Raw genomic sequence first — 19,238 nt, 5'->3', positions numbered from 1 at the left:
TGGACTGGGAAGAGGCGTGGCGCACGTCTCCGTGACGTCGGCGTCCGATGTTGCGGAAACGACATTGAACGAGGGCATGACGGTGTTCTGGCGCGCCGACCAGCCGATCGGCCATGTGCTGATGCATGAAGGCCAGATAACGGACGCCAGGATCGATCATATCGATAACACCTTCCTGTCAGCCGTCGATTCCCAAGTGCGAACCTCGACGAAAATGAGGCTCTCGGCGAGCGTGGTGATCTGCACGCGAGACCGTCCGGACGAGCTGAGCAAATGCTTGTCGTCGCTGCCGCAACAGACTCATCCTCCGCGAGAAATCATTGTCGTAGACAATGCATCGCGCGATCGGCGGACCCGGGATGTCGCGTTGGCCGCGGCAGTAACCTATATTCGGGAGGACCGACCCGGCCTGGACATTGCGCGCAATGCCGGCGCGCTCGAGGCGACCGGAGATATTGTCGCCTATACGGACGACGATGTGCTGCTTCACCCGCGCTGGCTGGAGCAACTGACATGTGCGTTTGACTCTCCCGAGGTCGGTGCGGTGACTGGGCTTGTGCTTCCCGCCGAGCTCGCGACCGAGGCGCAACGGCACTTCGAGACGTATTGGGGATTTGGCAAGGGCTATCGCGAACAGGATTACGACAGCGCAGCCTTCCGATCGCATCACGGCCAGGTCCTGCCCGCGTGGGACGTCGGCGCCGGAGCGAGCATGGCGTTCCGGCGCGAGGTGTTTCAGGCCGTCGGGCTCTTTGATGAGCGCCTGGACGTCGGTCAGGCCGGCTGCTCGGGCGACTCGGAGTACTGGTATCGATTGCTCGCGGGCGGCTACACGTGTCGTTACACCCCGGCGTCAGTCGCATTCCATTTTCACCGCAGGACAATGGATGGACTGGCCAGCCAGATCTATCATTACATGCGCGGTCATGCGGCCGCACTTTTGGTGCAGTATGAGCGAACGGGGATCTCGGCGAATCGGCGTCTGGCTTACTATCACAAGCCGCGTTGGTACCTCGCTCGGCTACTCCGAAAAGCAATGGAAGGAGACAGCATTCGCGACCGCTTCCTGAAGGAGGAGGTGACCGGATATCTCGCCGGATTGCTGTTCTATCATCGCCAAAGGTTTCGCAGATGACAGCCCATCCGCGTACGTCCATCGTGATCGCCGCCCGCGACGCTGCGGGAACCATTGCTGAAACGCTTGTCAGCCTGCTCGCGCAGAGCGCCCCCTCCTGGGAGGCGCTTGTCGTGGATGACGGTTCGATCGATGCCACGGCCGAGATCGTTGCTGAATATGCGGCGCGGGATTCCCGCTTTCGGGTTCTGCAGTCTGACGGAGTAGGCGCTTCCGGTGCCCGCAACAAGGGAATTGCAAGCGCGCGCGGCGAACGAATACTGTTCCTGGACAGTGACGATTGGATTGATCGATCCTTCCTTGCGCTGATGAATGCTGCGCTGGATCGCGATCCCTCGGCGGTGGCCGCCTACTGCAACTGTTGCCGGGTTATGCCTGACGGCAGTGAAACTTCCGTTCGCTGCGATCCGGCCATCCAGGACAACGCCTTCGAGCGTTTCGCTCGGACGTGTGCCACGTTCATCCATGGCGTGCTCGTCTTGAAGAGCGCGGTTGCAAAGGTCGGTGGCTTTGAGACCAGCCTCCGCACGTGCGAAGATTGGGACCTGTGGCAACGGATCGCCCGCTGCGGCGGCAGGTGGATCCATGTCGACGAGAAATTGAGCTATTACCGGACAAGCGACCGTTCACTGACGCAAGATGTCAAACGGATGCTGGCCGACGCGCGTGTGGTCATTGCGCGCGGATTTTCGAGTGACGACCGCGTCAGCGAGCCGGCATCCGCACACCAAGCTGGAGCGTCAACTGCATACGGCAGCGTCGCGGCGGCGTACGCGTATTTCGCCCTCTGGTGTGCCGGATTTGACTGCGGCCGCAGGAATGCCAGCGATCCATCGCCGGAAACGCTCAGCGACATTCCAAAGACCGAGACAACAGCGGACTTGGTTGCCACTGTTTTGCTCGATGCCGTGATGGTCGGGGCAAGAACGGTGCCCGCCAAGCTGGCGGAACGGTGGCCGCAATACGGGAAGGGCGTAACCCACCTCATTTCAGCAATGGGGCACGCATGGAGCGACCCGGCGGCAGCGCGAAAGTGTCAATACCGCTTTGAGCGAAAAGTGCTCGATTATGACGACCTTTCGGCGCCCAGGGTCCTCACGTTGACGTTCGGCACGCGCGTTGACCTTCGCCGTATCGATACCATCAGGCCAATCGGGACTGTCGATCGTTTGTATGTCTATCTCTGTGACGGGCCTCGCATCCTGACGCTGCTCGATATTGGTGCCCTCGGCACCGTCAACAACCGCTTTTGGATCGCGCTGGCCGCCCATGGCCTCGTTCATTTGCAGGTCAAAGACCAGATCGGAACGCTGATTCGGGCAAAAATCGCACTCCACAAGCGGACAGAACGACTTCAATCCTTCATGCGAGACGGCCGAAATACTCACCGGGGGCGGCTACGCGAGTTGGCCTCGCGGGCCTCACGTGAGGCGCGGTCGCGAGCCATCTCGGGCATCTCCGCTTCGAGCAGTCCCATGCGATGTGCCAGAAGATCTCGAGACACCACACGCAAGAAATTTTGGGAGGGTTTCTTCGAGCAAGAGGATCCCTGGAACTACGGTTCGCCCTATGAACAGGAAAAGTATAGCCGGCAGCTCGAGCTCCTGCCGGACCAGCCAGTGGATCACGCGCTTGAGCTTGCGTGTGCGGAGGGACATTTCACACGGCAATTGGCACCCAGGGTCAAGCGCCTCAGAGCCGCCGATATCTCGACCAAGGCGCTCGATCGCGCCCGTGTCCGATGCAATGGGCATCAGAATATCGAATTCTCTCAATTGGATTTATCCGCCGATCCGCTCCCACAGGATATCGATCTGATCGTCTGCTCCGAGGTCCTTTACTACCTTAACGACGAGGCCGAACTGGAATCGGTCGCGAAGCGACTGGTGCAGGCGCTGCGTCCTGGCGGTCACCTGGTGGCGGCCCATGCCTTTGTGCTGAAGGACAACATATCGCGAACGGGCCTCGACTGGGAGAGTCCGTATGGGGCGGAGACGATCAGGCGGATTATCCAGGGCGTGCCCGGGCTCGCCCTGGATACATCGATCGAGACGGAGCTGTACCGTATCGATCGGTTCAGGCGGTTAGTCCCGGGCGAAGCCGCCCCTGACATACAGGTGAAATTCGCGACTATCGACGCGCCGATTGAGCTCGAGGTTGCGCGGTCCATCGTGTGGGGCGGGGCCGTGGCGCGCAGGTTTGACGTCGCGCAATCCGAAAGACGAACGCACGCTCCGGTCCTGATGTACCACCGAATTGCGACAGAAGGACCAGACGAACTGGCGCGGTACCGCTTGTCTCCGGCTGCGTTCGGGCAACAGATGCGGTGGCTTCGCCGCAATGGCTACCACACGATCAATTCGGATCAGCTCGCCTGGTTCGTAGCAAGCAATCATCCGTTCGTGGGCAGGCCGGTGCTGATCACGTTCGACGATGGCTACCAGGACTTTGCCGAGTATGCATGGCCGATCTTGCAGGCAAACGATTTCTCGGCAGAGGTGTTCATTGCGACCGATTTCGTGGGAAGGTGGGCTGAATGGGATGCGCCGTTTGGAGAGCCCGCTTCGCTGCTCGATGCGGCCAGGATCGCCGGGCTGGCCGCCGAGGGCGTATCCTTTGGCAGCCATTTGGCGAGCCACCCGCGCAGCCAGGAACTTGCGACCCGGACTCTCGCCGAGGAACTGACGCGATCTCGTGCACAGTTGGAGCGATGGCTTGGGCGATCGATAACGTCGCTTGCTGCGCCTTTTGGCTCTACCAATCAGCGGCTTGGAATTCTCGCAGCCGAATGCGGCTACAAGACCGTGTTCAACACGGTCAACCGGGCTGCATCGCTGAAGGACAATCTGTTGGACCTGCCGCGAATTGAGGTCAGAGGCGATTTCACGCTGGACACATTCGCGCGCTGCCTGGAGCAGTATCAATGAGTAGCGGTGCGCTGCTGGTCAGTGTGGTTATTCCCGCCTTCAACGCCAGTGCAACGATCGATGAGACGCTTCGCAGCGTAAGGTCCCAGTCGCACCGGGAGCTGGAAATCATTGTCGTGGACGACGGCTCCACAGACGACACGGTCGCAGTTGTCCAGCGGCATCTCGTTCAGGATTCTCGCGTAACAATCATAGAACAGCGTAATGCAGGGGTGGCGGCCGCCCGGAATGCGGGCTGGCAGGCCGCCCGCGCGGACTTCGTCGCGTTCATTGATGCCGATGATCTCTGGACGCCTCGCAAGATTGAGCAACAGCTTCAAGCCTTGCTTAAGGCAGGAGAGCGGACTGGTCTGGTCTACAGCTGGTATGACTGGATCGATGCCGATAGTCGCGTAAGTGCCAGGTCCGATCCCGTCTTTCATGCGGGCGAGGTGCTGGACTATCTCTGTCAGGGAAATTTCATTGGCAACGGCAGCTCGGCGCTGGTTCGCCGGGAAGCCCTCATAGCTGCAAAAGGTTTCGAGAGCGGACTCAGGGCGTCGGGGGCAGAAGGCTGCGAAGATCTGCTGTTCTATTGCCGTGTCGCGGAGGCGTACCACTTCGCGGTCGTGCCCGAGTACCAAATCGGCTACCGCTATCTTCCGAACAACATGTCAAGCAACATGCCCCGGATGTTCCGGTCGTGGATGCTGGTCGCCGATGAGATCATGGCGCGGCACCCAGAGCGCACGGCGATCCTCGACCTGGGCTTCAGAAACTATGCGCGTTGGCTGCTTCGGAGAGCTCTGACGGGCGGTCACTTGTGGTACTTCATCTCAATCCTTGGACAGCTTTTCAGACGGAATCCCTTGCTCGCGCTCAGGGTCGCCGTGCACGATGTGCCACGGGATACCGTGTTGGAAGCCCGGTGGAAATGGCGTCATCAGCGTCGCAAGGTGGTCCGACCACCGGCTTCGTTATTTGCCATCGGCGATCCGAGTCAATTGCAATGACAGAGCACGCGAACAACACACGAAGTCCGAGATCTGCTCGCCGCGCTGCATTGGTCGAACTGTTCAAGCTGCTCAAGCTTGCTCCACTGCCCGGCTGGGTGACGCCCGCGCTGATTGTCCTTGGCCTGGCGACATCGTTGGCGGAGACGGTCGGGATTACTCTCGTGCTCCTGTTCTTCTATTTCGCCATGGGTCAGGTGGAGCTTGCAACGTCGACCAGCGGCCTGCTGGGCGAAGCGCTTCGATATGCGTCGAACTGGTTTCACAGCTCGACCGAAACTGCTGTCGTGCTGCTCCTTCTCATCATTGCTCGCGGTGCTCTTTCCTTTATCAACACATTGATCAGTGCGCGTGTCGGAGAGAAGATCAATGAAGTCGCGCGCAACCGCGTTCATCTGCAGTATCTGTCAACTTCGTATTCGTTCTTCCAACGCCATGACGAAGCCTATCTCATGGAGGTGTTGGGAACCGAGACATGGGTGATCTCCGGGGCATATGCCAGTCTTACCCGCATTGTCGTGAGTTCGTGTTCGGTTTTTCTCTTCGCGTCCTTTTTGTTGGCGCTCTCGATCAAGGTAACGGTCATCGCCCTCGTCGCCTCGATGATCATATCGGCGGGATTGCGCCATCTTTCGTTGCCAATGCAGCAGTTGGGCGCCGGCGTAAAGCTGGTTCATCAAAAGCTGGGTGAGCATATGCTGATGACACTCCAGGGCATGCGCACGATCCGCGCGTATGGCCAGGAGGAGAGTCACCAAAAGCGCTTCGAGCAGGCTTCGGCGCAGGCCCGACAGGTCGCGCTGCGCCTTGCGCGCCTATCCGCCCTGGTCTCGCCTCTGACGGAGGTGGGGTATCTTTTCGTGCTGTTTCTCGTAATCGCGTTCGCTGATCTATGGGGAATCGGCTTTGCGACGAGCCTAACCGCGGTCGCGTTGCTCTATCGATTGCAGCCGCATATGCGAGATCTCGAAGGGAACTTGCTGTATATGGCGCAGATCGAGCCGCAGCTTCGGTCCATCAGACACATGCTGTCGACAGATGACAAGGAGTACCCGAACGCCGGGCACGTGGCCGTGGCTAAGCTGGAGAACGGCATCTCATTTCGCAACGTGACGTTCCGCTATGATGCCGGTACCGAGCCCGCTCTTTTGGATGCTTCGTTTGACATTCCTGCGGGCAAGACCACTGCGCTCATTGGAGCCAGTGGGGCGGGCAAGACCACGATCGTAAATCTATTGTTGCGACTCTATTCGGCCAACGAGGGTGTCATACGGATTGATGGGCGATCCATCGAAGACGTTCGTCGAACCGATTGGCTCGGCATGCTCGCGATTGCGGGGCAGGATGTGGACCTGGTCGAAGGCACGGTGATCGAGAACGTTCGGATGGCCAAGAACGACGCCTCCGAGGAAGAGGTTCGGCAGGCGCTCCGGGTCGCGGGCATTTCAGAGGTCGTCGAGGCCTTGCCGGACAAATACGACACCTGGATCGGACAGCACGGCCTGCGCTTCTCAGGCGGTCAGCGGCAGCGCCTTGGTCTTGCCCGAGCGATCGTGCGCAATCCGAAGTTCCTCATCCTGGACGAAGCGATGAGCGCGCTCGATCTGACGCTCGAGGACAGCATTCGACGCGCGATCCAGCTACAATTCAAGAACCGAACTTTGTTGCTGATAACACATCGCCTGGATTCAGTGCGCGATGCGGACCACGCGGTGTGCATTGAAAACGGCCGGGTTGTCGCTGAGGGTCCTCCGGCGAAAGTCCTGGCGAGTCAAGGAGCGTGCGTAACGGGCACTTCGCAAGATGAAGTGGCCTATATCGGATGCGGAACGCGGTTCCCTAGCCGGAACCTGCGTGTTCGGCACTCGCCCGGTGAATGACGGGTACTGCCTTGAGCGTGCTTGTTGCAGATCAGCGCCGACTTCACATGAGCCCGTAGCATTACGGTGTCTCCGCAGAAATCTCTAGCCGTCAGCTGATTCTCGCGTCATGCGTCAAATTGCATCGAATCGATAAGGCTCTTTTGAACGCGTGCATAGTTGTGTGCACGTAAAAGGAGCACGCAATCCATCATGACCATTATCAATGGAAGCGCCGGTACTGACGTTCTGTTTGGCGGTACCGGAAACGATGTTCTGACCGGAGGCGCAGGCAGCGATACTTTCGTCGTCTCGAAGGGATACGGCTCCGATACCGTCACTGATTTTCAGGCGGGCTTGGGCGGCGATGTGTTGCGATTGCAAAACTACGGCTTTGCGACGTTCGCCAGTTTCCTGGCAGCGGCCACCCAAGTGGGCTCCGATACGGTCGTCACGCTGTCGTCCACCGAAACCCTGACGCTGCAGAATGTCGCGCTTTCGACCTTGGTTGCAAGCAATGTCGCGCTGGACAATCCGCTGCCAGCGAGCGGAACGGCATGGAACTGGGCGGGTACCGTCGCCGCGGGCGGTACGCTGACGACCGGTGCGACAAATGACGGCATGGAGGCCGGCGGCACGGGCGTCACGCTGATCGGCGGAGCAGGGGACGACACCTACTATGTCTATGACCACAACACCAAGGTCGTCGAGCAGGCCGGAGAGGGTATCGATACGATCCGTGTCTGGAACATCAATGGATACAGCCTCGTCAATGCGCCGAACGTCGAGAATCTTGTCCTGACAGATAGTGTTCCGTCGCCCGCCACCGGCAATGATCTCAACAACATCATTGTCGGCAATGCCGGCGACAACATGATCGACGGCGGGCGAGGCAACGATGTGCTGACCGGTGGGGCCGGTCGCGACACCTTTGTCGTGAAAGCGGGCAACGGCAACGACATTGTCACCGACTTTCAGGCGGGTGCGGGTGGGGACATCCTGCAGCTCAACAACACCGGCTTCAAGACGTTCGCCGACGTCACGGCGGCCATGAAGCAGGTGGGCACCGACCTCGTCCTGACGATCGCTAGCGGCGAAACGATAACGCTTGAAAACACCAGCCTCCAGAATCTCACGGCCGCCAATATAAACATCGTCAGTCCCCTGACCGGACTGGTCCAGACCTTCAACGACGACTTCAACACGCTCTCCGCGGGTCAGGATCCGAACCTGACCTGGCGCACGAGCTATGCCTGGAGCGGAGCCGCAGGGTACGGGCTGGCCGGCGAACAGGAGGTGTATGTCGATCCCAGCTTTTCCGGGCTGCCGGCCACTCAGGCATCAACGTCGCTCGGGCTCAATCCGTTCTCGATTCAGGACGGTCACCTCGTCATCACGGCGCAAGCGTTGCCTGCTAGCGCAACGCCTTATACGGGCAGTGCCATATTTTCGTCGGGCATGATCTCGACCCAGAACAGCTTTACTCAGACCTACGGCTATTTCGAGATGACGGCCACGCTGCCCAGCACGAGCGGAGCGTGGCCGGCGTTCTGGATGCTGCCCAGCACGGCCAATAACCTCAACACTGAGATCGATGTGCTCGAAGCCTTTGGCCAGGATCCTGACCAGGCGCATTGGGCCATTCACTCGCCCTACGCGCCGGCGACGAATGGGGGCTGGGCAAATACAGCCAACCTGACCACTGGAGAACACACGTTCGCGCTCAAATGGACGCCTTACGAATTGACATTCCTCGTCGACGGGAACGAGGTCGCGCGGCAGGCCACGCCCGCCGACATGAATACGGCGATGTACATGATCGCCAATCTGGCGATGGGCGGGAGCTGGCCGGGCAATGCCGCTCCAGGATCGACGGCGACGATGACCATCGATTCGATCAAAGCCTATCAATTGCCGGAATACACGCTTGCGAACTACACTCTGCTCACGAGTGGCACGCCGACCAACACGATCGCGGGAAGCGCGGCTGCGGACACGCTGAGCGGCACGTCCGGCAATGACCTGATCGGTGGTGCAGGAGGCGCCGATGTCATGACCGGCGGTGCCGGCGACGACACTTATGTCGTCACCGATTCCGGTGCGAAGGTTATCGAAGGCTATGGCGGAGGCATCGACACGGTAAACGCCTCGGTGACGTATACGCTTTCGAGCTACGTCGAGAATCTGACCCTCACCGGTTCCGCAGCCATCAACGCCACCGGCAATATTCAGTCCAACATCATCATCGGCAATGCCGCGGCAAACGTGATCACCGGCGGGCTCGGCAATGATATCCTGACCGGCGGCGGCGGTGCGGATAGCTTCGTAATCAACTCCGGCGACGGTTCGGACATCATCACCGACTTTTCGCCGGGATCAGGCGCCGGACACGATGTCGTCCAGCTCAACGGCTTTGCCTTCACCTCATTCGCCGACGTTCAAGCGGCGATGAGCCAAATCGGAAGCGACGTATATCTGAAGCTGACGAGCCAGGATACCCTGGTGTTCCGCAACACGACGGTCTCGGCATTCACCAGCGACGATTTCCAATTGCCAGCAACGCTCCCGGTCGGCGGCACGATCACGTCTTGGATCAGCGGGAAGGCGAGCAGCCGCATGGTGTACGGTACCGCGGCGAACGATAAGCTCTCGGCGGTCAATATCGATGACACGCTCGTCGGGGGGAACGGCGACGATACCTACGTCATCGGTAGTGCGAACCAGAAAATCGTCGAAAATCCCGGCGGCGGCGTTGACAGCGTGGAGGCTTGGACGTCGTACACGTTGTCGGCAAACGTCGAAAACCTGACGTTGATGATGGGCGGGCTCGCGGGCGTCGGCAACCAAACGGCAAACCGTATGGTCGGCTCGAGCGGTGACGATTTCCTGGATGGCGCAGGCGGGAATGACTGGCTCTTCGGAGGAGCCGGAAACGATACGTTCATCTACAATGTAGCCAGCGGCAACGATACGGTCGCCGATTTCCACGTGTTCACGAGCGCGACTGCCGAACATGACAAGCTGATTCTGAAAGGCTACGATAGCGGCGCCTACTTAACCCATGTGAACGATGTATGGACCGTTCACTACGCGGGTGGAGCAGACACGCTGCACATCGCGGGCGTGACCAGCTTGACGTCGGCCGACTATTCATTCGTTTCCGCGACGAATTCGCCGATGACCATGACATCTATCGCCGTGCCGACGATCGCGGCTGTCAACGACAGCGGCTCGATCGTGTCGGGCCTCATCAATACAAATCATCTGGTCCTCACGGGTCGCGCGCAGGCAGGTTTAACCGTCAAGGTTTTCGACGGGACAACTCAGATCGGCACGGCGATCGCCGACGGCAACGGTAGCTGGAGCATGGCGACTGCAATGCTGGCCGAAGGCGGCCACACCTTTGCCGCCGCAGCGATGGACGGTGTCGGCAATCTCACCGCGCTCTCAGCCGGGGCGAATGTCACCATCGATACGATCGCCCCGAACGTGCCCAAGCTCGCGTCGTTCTCGCCCGACAGCAACGTCGCTGGGGATGGCGTCACCAATGTCAACCACGTGAATTTGACTGGAACCGCGGACGCCGGGACCACGGTGCAGGTCTTCGACGGTGCGACGATGATCGGAACGGCAATCGCCGATACCAACGGAGCCTGGTCCTTTGCCACCGCAACGTTGGCGGACGGTAATCACACCTTTACCGGCAAGACCGCGGACACCGCCGGCAATGTCAGCGCTTCCTCCGGTGCGCTGAACGTCACGGTCGATACGCGTGCCCCGGTTGCACCCATCCTGACCTCGGGCGCACCTGGAGCTTCAAGCGCGATAATCGTGTCCGGCACGGCAGAAGCCGGAAGCACTGTCCGGCTGTACGAAGGCTCGGCCTTGATCGGCACGGGCGTCGCGGCGACGAGTGGGGCCTGGAGCGTCACCACCGGATCGCTCACGGCAGGGCAACACAGCTTCACGGCGACCGCCACCGACATCGCCGGCAATTTGAGCCAGCTTTCGAACACTTTCAGTTCCGCCGTCGGTACGGTGATCGAAGCGGCCGGCACGACATCGCTTATCAAGTCTGGGAGCAACTTCTACCTTTCGACGGTCGGCTCATCGGTGATCTTGAAGTATGGCGGAACGGCGGTTGTGGCGGGGCAGCTTGGGTCATGGGTGCCAGTGGGTGCGGAAGCGACGTCGAACGGCTATCTCGTCGCGTGGAAGATCCCCTCGACCGGCCAGTTCACGGTCTGGAGCACCGACCGCAACGGCAATTTCGTATCCACCTATCTTAACAAGACATCCGGCACCGACCCGGCTCTTGAATCGAACGAGACACTCTTTCACCAGGATCTCAACGGTGATGGCGTGATTGGTCTTCCATCGACGTCCCAGAAGGTTTCAGGCACGATAATCGAGGCGTCCGGCTCAACCAGCCTGGTTCAGGTCGGCTCGAACTACTTGCTCGATTCGATGGCCAGCGGTGCGGGGCCGACGTTGAAGTATGGTGGTGTGGCGGTTGTGTCGGGACAGTTCAGCGCTTGGACGCCGGTCGGCGTGGAGCAAACGACCAGCGGCTATGATGTCGCCTGGAAGATTCCGGCCACCGGCGAACTCTGCGTGTGGACCACGGACAGCAATGGCAACTGGGTATCGAACCTCCTGAATAAGGTGTCCCCGACGGACCCTGCTCTCAAAGCGGTCGAGACGACGTTTTACCAGGATCTTAATGGCGATGGAGTCATCAATACCTCATCGACCAGCCTCAAGATCTCCGGAAATGTCGTATTGAATCTGGGCAATATGTCACAGGCCGCGACGGTCGACCCCGGCGCCACGCTCGAATTGTCCGGCGCCGCTTCCGGGTCGATCACCTTCAAGGCGTCGACCGGCAATCTGGTGTTGGACCACGCGTCGCAATTTACGGGAACGCTCATCGGTCTAACGGGTGACGGCACCGCGTCAAATTCCAACCATATCGACCTGAAGGACATCGCCTACGGAGCGGGAACGACGGCGTCCTTTTCCGGCGATACGGCCGGTGGCGTGTTGACCGTGGTCGACGCTCAAAATCACACGGCACATATCTCGCTTGCTGGCGACTACACCAACTCGACCTTCAATCTCTCGAGCGACGGATCCGGGGGCACACTGGTCATCGATCCTCCGAAGGCTAGCTTTGATTTTTCGGCGGTTGCGCCGTCGCAGCCTCCTGCTACCGCACCGGCCGTCGGCACCGCGCGCCTGGGAGGCGAGGGGTTCGTGTTCGAGCAGTCCGCCACCTCCAACCCATATGGCTTAGTTAACGAGGCGTTTCATGAAACGGCCAAGGTAGGGCTCCTCGCGGCCACCACTTATCCAGATGTTGACTCGAGCCTTCATCAGGTCGACGCCGTTCACGCGGTAGCCCCGATTGATGTCCATCTGGCGGAGTTGCATGACTTCATTCTTCGCTGAAGGTCTTTGCCTTTCGAACAACGTTGCGCAACGCGCGTTTCGCAAGTTCCCGTTTCCGCGTGAAGGAGATCATGGCGAGGAGATATGATGCATAGGCAAGCGCCAGCAGCGTAACCAGCCCAGCGAAAGAGTTTCCATCCAGCAATGAGATGTTCGAAATCCTTGTGACGGCTGCCGCAACGCCACAACCGATCCAATGCGGGACGGTCGTCTTGACCAGGCTCGTTGTCGTCACCGGACCATGACGACCGATAGATATCGCGCAAAGCGGCAGCACGACGGTGCAGTTCACCAGCGTATACGCTGCGGCGATTCCAAGCGCACCCCAGGGAAGACCGACGAGGAATGAGGTCACGTTGATCAAGGCGGTCCAAACGCCAAGCCTGAAGTACTCCTGGCTACGGCCTTGACTGAGGAACAGCCAAGCTGCCGTCGCGGTCGCGACCTGGACCAAGCCGGCAACGCCGAGCCAGGAAAAAATCGGGGCTGCGCCCACCCAATGCTCGCCAAGGAGAACTCTGAAGAGCGGCTCCGAGAGTAGGATGGCAAACACGATGCCCGGCTGACATATGAGCATCACCATGGAAAGGGCATCATTGTAGGTACTGAGATATCTCTCCTTATCGAAACGAAGCCGCGACAGCAGCGGGACGATCACCTGGCCGATCGGGTTGTGTAATTGGACGATCGGCAGCAGCAGCAGCTTATAGGCTCGATCGTACAGGCCAAGTTCGTCGCCGCCTCGAAATTTGCCGATGAGAATGTTGTCCGCATTTCTCGAAAGATAGTTGACGAGGTTGAACCCTGACACGTGCAGCCCAAATCGCGCCATGTGGCGCGTCTCGCTGTCCAGACTGGGATATCCGGGGCGATAGCCGGAATAGGCCCAGATCCCGATTGTCGAAAAGAGGGTAAGAACGAACGTGGACAGGTAAAGTGCCCAATAGTTTCTCAAGATGATTACAGCGACGATCCCTGCGACAACGGAAGCGGTTGTCGCGACGACATCCAGGATTGCTAGGGCCTTAAATCGGGATTCTCTGGCAAGGAGAGCCGCCGGAACGGTCGGAAGGCCAGCTATGAAACTTAGGCCGGCAATTGCGATCATGAGCTGCTGAAGCGTCGTATCGCCATAAAACAGCGCAACCGGATGCGCGCTCAACGCCAGAACGAGAGCAGATGCCGCGGAAGCGAGCACCGACAGCCAGAACAGCGCATCGATTTGGCCCTTGGCGATTTCCGTGCGTTGAATGATGGCCTGTCCAACGCCGACATCCTTGATGAGCCCGAGGAACGTTGCGGCCGTCGCAGACATAGCCAGCAGGCCGAAGTCGGACGGGGCAAGATTTCGCGTCGAGAATATCGTCAGGACAAAACCGGCCGAGAGTTTCCAGGCTTGGGACCCGCCCGTTATGAGCATGTTGGTTACGGCCCGCGACTTGCTGTCCTTGTCCAACGGCTCACCCCCGCGATCTCAAACACCTCTTGCGCGGTCTCGCGCCTGCCAGCAAATGCCGCGGGAAATCCAGCGCGCTGCGCGATGGAGGTTCCGATCCTCTCCGGCTTTTAGCTTGGCCTTGACACGAACGGAAGACGTGATCGGGCGATGTGGGATCGGCCTGGGCGAGCCTGCTCGGAACTGATCTCAAGCGATGGCTGGACGTCACCAGCGTCAATGCAGACACTTGTGGTCACATCAATGCCCGCAGTTTGTCATATTTCGATTCACAGTGCTGAGGTTCCCGTGAGATGATTTTGTGAGCACTCACACCAGGAGAAGGGCAAGCTGCGCTTGCGATATTTGCAGGCCGCTAGTCATTCTATAATGTTCGGTTGATCTCGATGGCGAAGCTCCGGAGGTCCGAGACGGGATGACGTTGTACACTGTTGCATCACGGCAAGGAGCGCGGTCTGGCGTCGCGTCGCTTGCGGGACCTCTCTTCCTCCTTACAGTAGCCGTCATTCTGTCTGCGATTTCGCGGCGGGCCGTCACGCATCTCGCGCGCTGGTCTGACATTTACGCTCTGGTGCTGGTTTGCTCGGCATTTGCCGGCGCGCTCGCCTTCAGCTCCATTCGCTACCGTGATTTCTCGCCGCCATTGCGGATCACCGCCTTCGCGATCGGAATGACGATCTTCGTGCAGTTGCTGTTCGATTCATTGGGGCCCTTCGCAGGGCCTCCCAACATCCTGTTCGGGGCGGGCGACAAGATTATGTTCTTCCGCTACGGTGCGGTGGTTGCGGTTGTGGCAGGAATAGCCGCGATTCTGCGCCCTTCATTTCTGGTGCCGCTGTTCTACTTCTATCATGCATGGCGCGAAATGGTGAGCGTCGTGTCCGGCATCTTCGTGACGGAGACCGATTATCTCGGTATGCTCGACGTCGGTAACTTCGCCGTGCTTGGCGTGCTCGGCACGATCGTTCTCACCAGCGCCTGGGTGATGGATCGCGTGCCGAGGCTGCGAACTCTGTTCGCTTCCGCAGATGACGTGAAGCAGCTTCGCGATCGCGCCTATGGCTTGATTTGGGCGTGCGCGGTCGGGGCGCATCTCGGCAGCTATTTCTGGTCGGGAATCGCAAAGCTGCAGGCTGGTGGCGAGAAGCCGTGGACCTGGCTGTTCGCAAACCCCACGCAAACCTCCATCCTGATGGGCCTCGAACGCGGCGACGCCCCGCTCGGCCTGTGGCCGGGCGCGTTGCAGACCATCTGGGACGCGATCGTGAGCAACCAGCTGATCTTCAACGTCTTTGTGCTGGGTGCCCAGCTCCTGTCGCCCCTGGCTGCGATCTCGACGCGCGCGCTGTCGTTCTTCTGCCTGCTGTTCGACGTCTTCCACATCGGCGTGTACTTCACGCTCGGGGCTCTTTTCTTCTTCTGGATTGCGCTCAACCTGTTCATCGTGGCCGCGGCACGCACGCTGCCGCGCGATGGGTTCACCCCGGCGATGAAGGTTGTGATGGTCGTGACCGTCATCTGTGGCCGGTTCTTCTTCTACACCAATCACCTGGGATGGCTGGACGGGCCGAAGCTGGCAAGCCCGCGGCTTTTCGTCGAGACCCGCGATGGTCGCCAGGTTCTCGCGCCTTCCACCTATTTCGGCATCTACTCGTACATGATCGGGACCGGAACCATGTACATCCCTGAGAATCATTTCCGGGCTCGCGTTGGCGGCAACAACCACGATCTTGCGACTTGGCACGACGCGACCACCTGCGGCCCGGAGATCCTTCCGCGTCAAGACACAGGCGTATCCATGGAGGCCGTGGAAAAATTGGTCCGCGAGACGGATCGCTTTTTTCGTGTCTACCCCTGGGTGAAGGACAACAACAGCTTTTATGCCTATCCGCACCACATGCTGTCCAATCCATGGCTGTATGGCGAATTCAACGAGCTGACCATGGACGATATCGTCGCCTATCACTATGTGGTGGACTCAGTATGTCTCGGCCTGGCGGAGGGCAAGCTTGTGCGCGACGTTCGGAATCGAACGGACTATCGAATTGACCCATAGTGATGACGAGATCTGGGTGGTCTATGACGGCGAATGCCCGTTATGCAGCCGCTATGTTCTGCTGTACCAGTTGCGGGAGCGTGGGCAGCGCATTCACCTGATCGACGCGCGTTCGGAGCATCCGATCGTCGGCGATATCCGCGCCCGCAACCTCGATCTCAACGAAGGCATGGTGGTTCGCTGGCGTGGGCGGCACTACCATGGGGCCGATGCAATGCATCTGCTGGCAACGCTTGCCGCGGAGACGACTGTCTTCAATCGCCTTAATCGGCTGGTGTTCTCTCGGCCACGCCTGGCAAGGGCACTTTATCCGGCACTGGTGCGTGGAAGGAAGCTTCTCCTTCGGCTTCTCGGCCGCAAGCTGATCGATGAGATCAATGCTCCGGAACAGCGGATACCGGTCGGTCCTTCCGATGAAAACATCAAGCACAACGAGGGGATCCGATGACGATTGGAGGAAGGCTCCAGCGCGCCTCCTGTGTACAAGAAGCGGTGGGGCAGGTTATCGCGTCGCGGCCTCATAGGCCGGAGAGAGACGCATCAGGCCGCAACGGACAAGGTCGTCGGATGATTGGTAGATCAGGCTTTTCGGATAGATGAGTTCGAATGACCGATTTTGATCGAGTCGCTCCGCGTAGCGCTGATACTCGACCGATCCGAGATAGTAATTCCCTTCACGGACCGCGATTGCGACCTTATCGGTGAAGTCGTGGAGAAATTTGAAATGGAGCAGGGCGCCTGTGACATCGCCTGGCTTACCTGGTGGGGTCATCAGGTGACCGGCGGCGATATAGCGACGGCTGGGCAACCAGCGCGCGAGCGGCACTTTAGTGAGCAACGGTGGCTGCCAGCGCGTGATGTTAACTGCAGGCAGCAGCCGCGCCAGCCCGTATGGCTCAAGCAACTGTACGAGTGCGTCATAAAGGGCGATCATCGGCGGCATCGGTTCGTCATAAAACAGCCTCGCTCGCGCACCGCCCACCAGGTAGTTGGCCGGAAAGCCGCGCCGACGGCGCTTCACATAGGTATCTGAATCGAAGTAGGGGCAGAACGTGACGAGGCTCTCACCGGCTTGGTAGCGCTCCGGGCCTCCGAGCCAGCGTGGATACATGTCGACCATCTCCGCGGTCATGCAATCGGCGCCGGTGCTCTCCAGATATCGGCACAGCCATCGAAGATCAAAATTTTCGCAACCGGGATAGACAAAGAGTTCGTCGGCGTCGAGCGTCAGCGCCCACCGCCCTGGCGCGAATTGGTCGAGCACGGCGCTGGTCCAACGCGCGCCACCACTTGATTCTGCAAAGGGCTCCCGGATCTCGAACACGTGAACGTCCGGCTGATCGAGCAGGAATGCTCGCGTGCCGTCATCCGAACGGTCATCGATCGCGAGGAAACGTCGGACCCCAAGCCGGCGATGATGGCGCAGGAATTCGGGTAATCGCAGCATTTCGTTGCGGAGCTTGCCGACAGCCACGATCTCATCGGCGCCGAAGTCGAGGGGCCGGGTATCAATCCGGTGAATGACCGGATCGGGACGCTGCTTGGCCCGTGATCGCGCTGGCGTCAAAAATGCGACAGCCGCTTGACCCCTTACGATCAACTTTTGTAACGCGTTCTGCGCGCCGTTGCCGCCCGCGGCTGTTCTCGCCAGCAATTCCATTTTTAATTTCCAGCCAACCGATCATATCAGCATTGTCTACATAAAGACGGCGAATATAGGTGCTATGGAGAGTCATGTTGTCTCAGCGGGTTGATCTAGCATCATAAACCCGCGGCAAGGCGCAAATGTGCGCTTCTTCTTTGCAATCGAGGAATATTGGCCGGCGGCTTCGCATCGGTTTCGAATAAATTGCATTGCCATTTATTCCCAAACGTCCTGGGCATACTGTGTCGCGTCAGCTTGTCGCGGATTCGCCTCGTCTAAAAGCATTGCCTCGACTTGGTGCAACACAGCCATTCCGCTGAAGTTTCAACGAGCCGAAATCAAAATCAAAGAAGAAAGCCTGCGCCACGCATTCACACGCGTATTCAGTTGGGTGTAGCAGATATTGTCGTTGAGCAGATTGGAAGCTGCAGGCCAACAGCTTCAGCCGAGCACCACGCGCGCAGGGGGATCATGCCGCGTAAACGACGCGTTCACAACACACCGGCAGGAATGCGGCCCTGCGGGATGGTCTGCATGAACTAAGCAGGTGCGGCGCTTCTACGGGAGGTTGTCACAGTGTACGGACCTGCGACAACATTCTCGGTGGCCGCTCAGGATAGGTGTCTTAGGCTGCGATTTGCGATTCAGGCATCTGCGGTGATGCCTCCGACTGCACCTGGTCCAGCACCGAGAGGTTCGCGATGAGCAGATAGGTCAGCAGGCTCGCGCAATAGACGACTTGCAAGACCACCGCGCTAGCGACGAATGCGATCGCGCCCGTCGCGAAACCCTGCTCGAGGCCCAAATACCATGCTGCAGCCAGGATTAGCATCGTTGCGGGAATAAGGGCATATGCGCGAAGAAAACGCCCCAGAAGAACACCCGCCACGGCGCTTGCGATCATCAGCACAACCAAATCTGCCCTCCTGCTCTCCGGACGCGTGACGGGCCGTATTGTAGCCACAGAACCGCTAAAAACATACCATTTTTACGCGGCCCCGGCCAGTCTTTACCTGCCTGTGCTGCGGGCGGGCGGTTCCGTCGTAAAACGTGCTCTGTCATCGACCCGGTGCCCTGGAGTCCCAGCGGGATCCCGGAACTCTCCTGCCGACAACCTGGTGCTTCTCGGTTCCAGGGGCTTACTTCCCACCCCGTCTCGGCAACACGCCGACACGTAAATGCGGCAAGATGCTTGTGACCAGACGCGTCGGAGAAAAGGGCCCTAACCGCCCTGTTTTTTGCGCAGCAGGAGTCCGACCAGTTCTTCGAGGCTCTGCTCAATGTCCACGGACTGCAAGGATCCGGTGTCGGGCTTGGAGGAATGCGGCTCGATCAAACGCAAGCTTGCGCCGGCAGGCCCGGATTTCACTGGCTTCGGCTCCGCAATCGATACGGGTCTAAACGACTCAAGCATGTCATAGTTCGCCTGCTCAGTTATTGCGGGTTGAGGTGTGGCGTATCGCGTCATGGTGCTTTCATCGGAAGATGGCCGCCCGGTTCTGAGCGCAGGCGAAACGTAGGGCTGCAAGTTCAAGTACTCGGCGTGGCGCTTACGAGAGATCAGCTCACGCGTGCCGTAGCCGGTCGCGAAGCCAATCGCGAGCAGAACAGATATGATGAGGAGCCCAGCCATCAAACTACCCGCGCCCACGCATAATTCTGCCTCAGAGCTAACCTGTTACCGTCTATATCCCGTAGTTGACTAGATGCCGTAATT

Annotated in this window: 11 protein-coding genes; 7 read left to right on the top strand and 4 right to left on the bottom strand. The window is 59.4% G+C overall.

Features of this window, described 5'->3' with window-relative positions; all coding sequences use genetic code 11:
* Positions 1-16 precede the first annotated feature (16 nt).
* The 5 genes from ACNJX9_RS30825 to ACNJX9_RS30805 all read left to right on the top strand — a co-directional run bounded on the left by ACNJX9_RS30825 (position 17) and on the right by ACNJX9_RS30805 (position 12,364).
* Positions 17-1,135 (top strand): glycosyltransferase family 2 protein, encoded by a 1,119-nt coding sequence (locus ACNJX9_RS30825; RefSeq protein WP_439405723.1) that lies wholly within the window; start codon positions 17-19, stop codon positions 1,133-1,135.
* The gene (locus ACNJX9_RS30820) at positions 1,132-4,062 is read left to right on the top strand and encodes a glycosyltransferase (RefSeq protein ID WP_439405721.1); all 2,931 of its coding nucleotides are present in this window, start codon (positions 1,132-1,134) and stop codon (positions 4,060-4,062) included. Before ACNJX9_RS30825 ends, ACNJX9_RS30820 begins: the two co-directional genes overlap by 4 nt.
* The gene (locus tag ACNJX9_RS30815) at positions 4,059-5,054 is read left to right on the top strand and encodes a glycosyltransferase family 2 protein (RefSeq protein WP_439405720.1); all 996 of its coding nucleotides are present in this window, start codon (positions 4,059-4,061) and stop codon (positions 5,052-5,054) included. Before ACNJX9_RS30820 ends, ACNJX9_RS30815 begins: the two co-directional genes overlap by 4 nt.
* Before the next feature lie 50 nt (positions 5,055-5,104).
* Entirely contained in the window at positions 5,105-6,934 is a 1,830-nt protein-coding gene (locus ACNJX9_RS30810) for an ABC transporter ATP-binding protein (RefSeq protein ID WP_439405718.1), read from the top strand.
* A 192-nt stretch (positions 6,935-7,126) separates the two neighbouring features.
* Complete coding sequence (locus ACNJX9_RS30805; RefSeq protein ID WP_439405716.1) at positions 7,127-12,364, top strand: Ig-like domain-containing protein; 5,238 nt, start codon at positions 7,127-7,129, stop codon at positions 12,362-12,364.
* On the opposite strand, the gene ACNJX9_RS30800 is transcribed toward ACNJX9_RS30805, so the two are convergent.
* A complete protein-coding gene (locus tag ACNJX9_RS30800; protein WP_439405715.1) occupies positions 12,351-13,820 on the bottom strand; it encodes a lipopolysaccharide biosynthesis protein in 1,470 nt (489 codons plus the stop codon). The genes ACNJX9_RS30805 and ACNJX9_RS30800 overlap by 14 nt on opposite strands.
* 415 nt (positions 13,821-14,235) lie before the next feature.
* Here ACNJX9_RS30800 and ACNJX9_RS30795 point away from each other — a divergent pair, with 415 nt between their 5' ends.
* Together ACNJX9_RS30795 and ACNJX9_RS30790 are read left to right on the top strand one after the other, a co-directional pair.
* The gene (locus ACNJX9_RS30795; protein WP_439405713.1) at positions 14,236-15,876 is read left to right on the top strand and encodes a hypothetical protein; all 1,641 of its coding nucleotides are present in this window, start codon (positions 14,236-14,238) and stop codon (positions 15,874-15,876) included.
* On the top strand, positions 15,866-16,324 hold the full coding sequence (locus tag ACNJX9_RS30790; protein ID WP_439405712.1) for a DCC1-like thiol-disulfide oxidoreductase family protein: 459 nt from the start codon (positions 15,866-15,868) through the stop codon (positions 16,322-16,324). The genes ACNJX9_RS30795 and ACNJX9_RS30790 overlap by 11 nt, the downstream gene beginning before the upstream one ends.
* Positions 16,325-16,378: 54 nt before the next feature.
* On the opposite strand, the gene ACNJX9_RS30785 is transcribed toward ACNJX9_RS30790, so the two are convergent.
* The 3 genes from ACNJX9_RS30785 to ACNJX9_RS30775 all read right to left on the bottom strand — a co-directional run bounded on the left by ACNJX9_RS30785 (position 16,379) and on the right by ACNJX9_RS30775 (position 19,154).
* The gene (locus tag ACNJX9_RS30785; protein ID WP_439405710.1) at positions 16,379-17,536 is read right to left on the bottom strand and encodes a glycosyltransferase family 2 protein; all 1,158 of its coding nucleotides are present in this window, start codon (positions 17,534-17,536) and stop codon (positions 16,379-16,381) included.
* Between the two features lie 610 nt (positions 17,537-18,146).
* Positions 18,147-18,437, bottom strand: coding sequence for a hypothetical protein (locus ACNJX9_RS30780; RefSeq protein WP_439405708.1), 291 nt, complete (start codon positions 18,435-18,437; stop codon positions 18,147-18,149).
* 306 nt (positions 18,438-18,743) lie between these two features.
* On the bottom strand, positions 18,744-19,154 hold the full coding sequence (locus tag ACNJX9_RS30775) for a hypothetical protein (protein WP_439405706.1): 411 nt from the start codon (positions 19,152-19,154) through the stop codon (positions 18,744-18,746).
* Positions 19,155-19,238 lie beyond the last annotated feature (84 nt).

The organism is Bradyrhizobium sp. BLXBL-03 (assembly GCF_051853015.1).
GTDB lineage: Bacteria > Pseudomonadota > Alphaproteobacteria > Rhizobiales > Xanthobacteraceae > Bradyrhizobium > Bradyrhizobium manausense.
The sequence above is the reverse complement of the archived record's forward strand: the minus strand, read 5'-3'. Positions and strand labels throughout refer to the sequence as shown.

What these genes read in the sequence shown, in the direction of transcription:
- ACNJX9_RS30795 (WP_439405713.1), top strand. Translation starts at nt 14,236, where the DNA reads ATGACGTTGTACACTGTTGCATCACGGCAAGGAGCGCGGTCTGGCGTC.
- ACNJX9_RS30785 (WP_439405710.1), bottom strand. Translation starts at nt 17,536, where the DNA reads ATGGAATTGCTGGCGAGAACAGCCGCGGGCGGCAACGGCGCGCAGAAC.
- ACNJX9_RS30820 (WP_439405721.1), top strand. Translation starts at nt 1,132, where the DNA reads ATGACAGCCCATCCGCGTACGTCCATCGTGATCGCCGCCCGCGACGCT.
- ACNJX9_RS30775 (WP_439405706.1), bottom strand. Translation starts at nt 19,154, where the DNA reads ATGGCTGGGCTCCTCATCATATCTGTTCTGCTCGCGATTGGCTTCGCG.
- ACNJX9_RS30805 (WP_439405716.1), top strand. Translation starts at nt 7,127, where the DNA reads ATGACCATTATCAATGGAAGCGCCGGTACTGACGTTCTGTTTGGCGGT.
- ACNJX9_RS30815 (WP_439405720.1), top strand. Translation starts at nt 4,059, where the DNA reads ATGAGTAGCGGTGCGCTGCTGGTCAGTGTGGTTATTCCCGCCTTCAAC.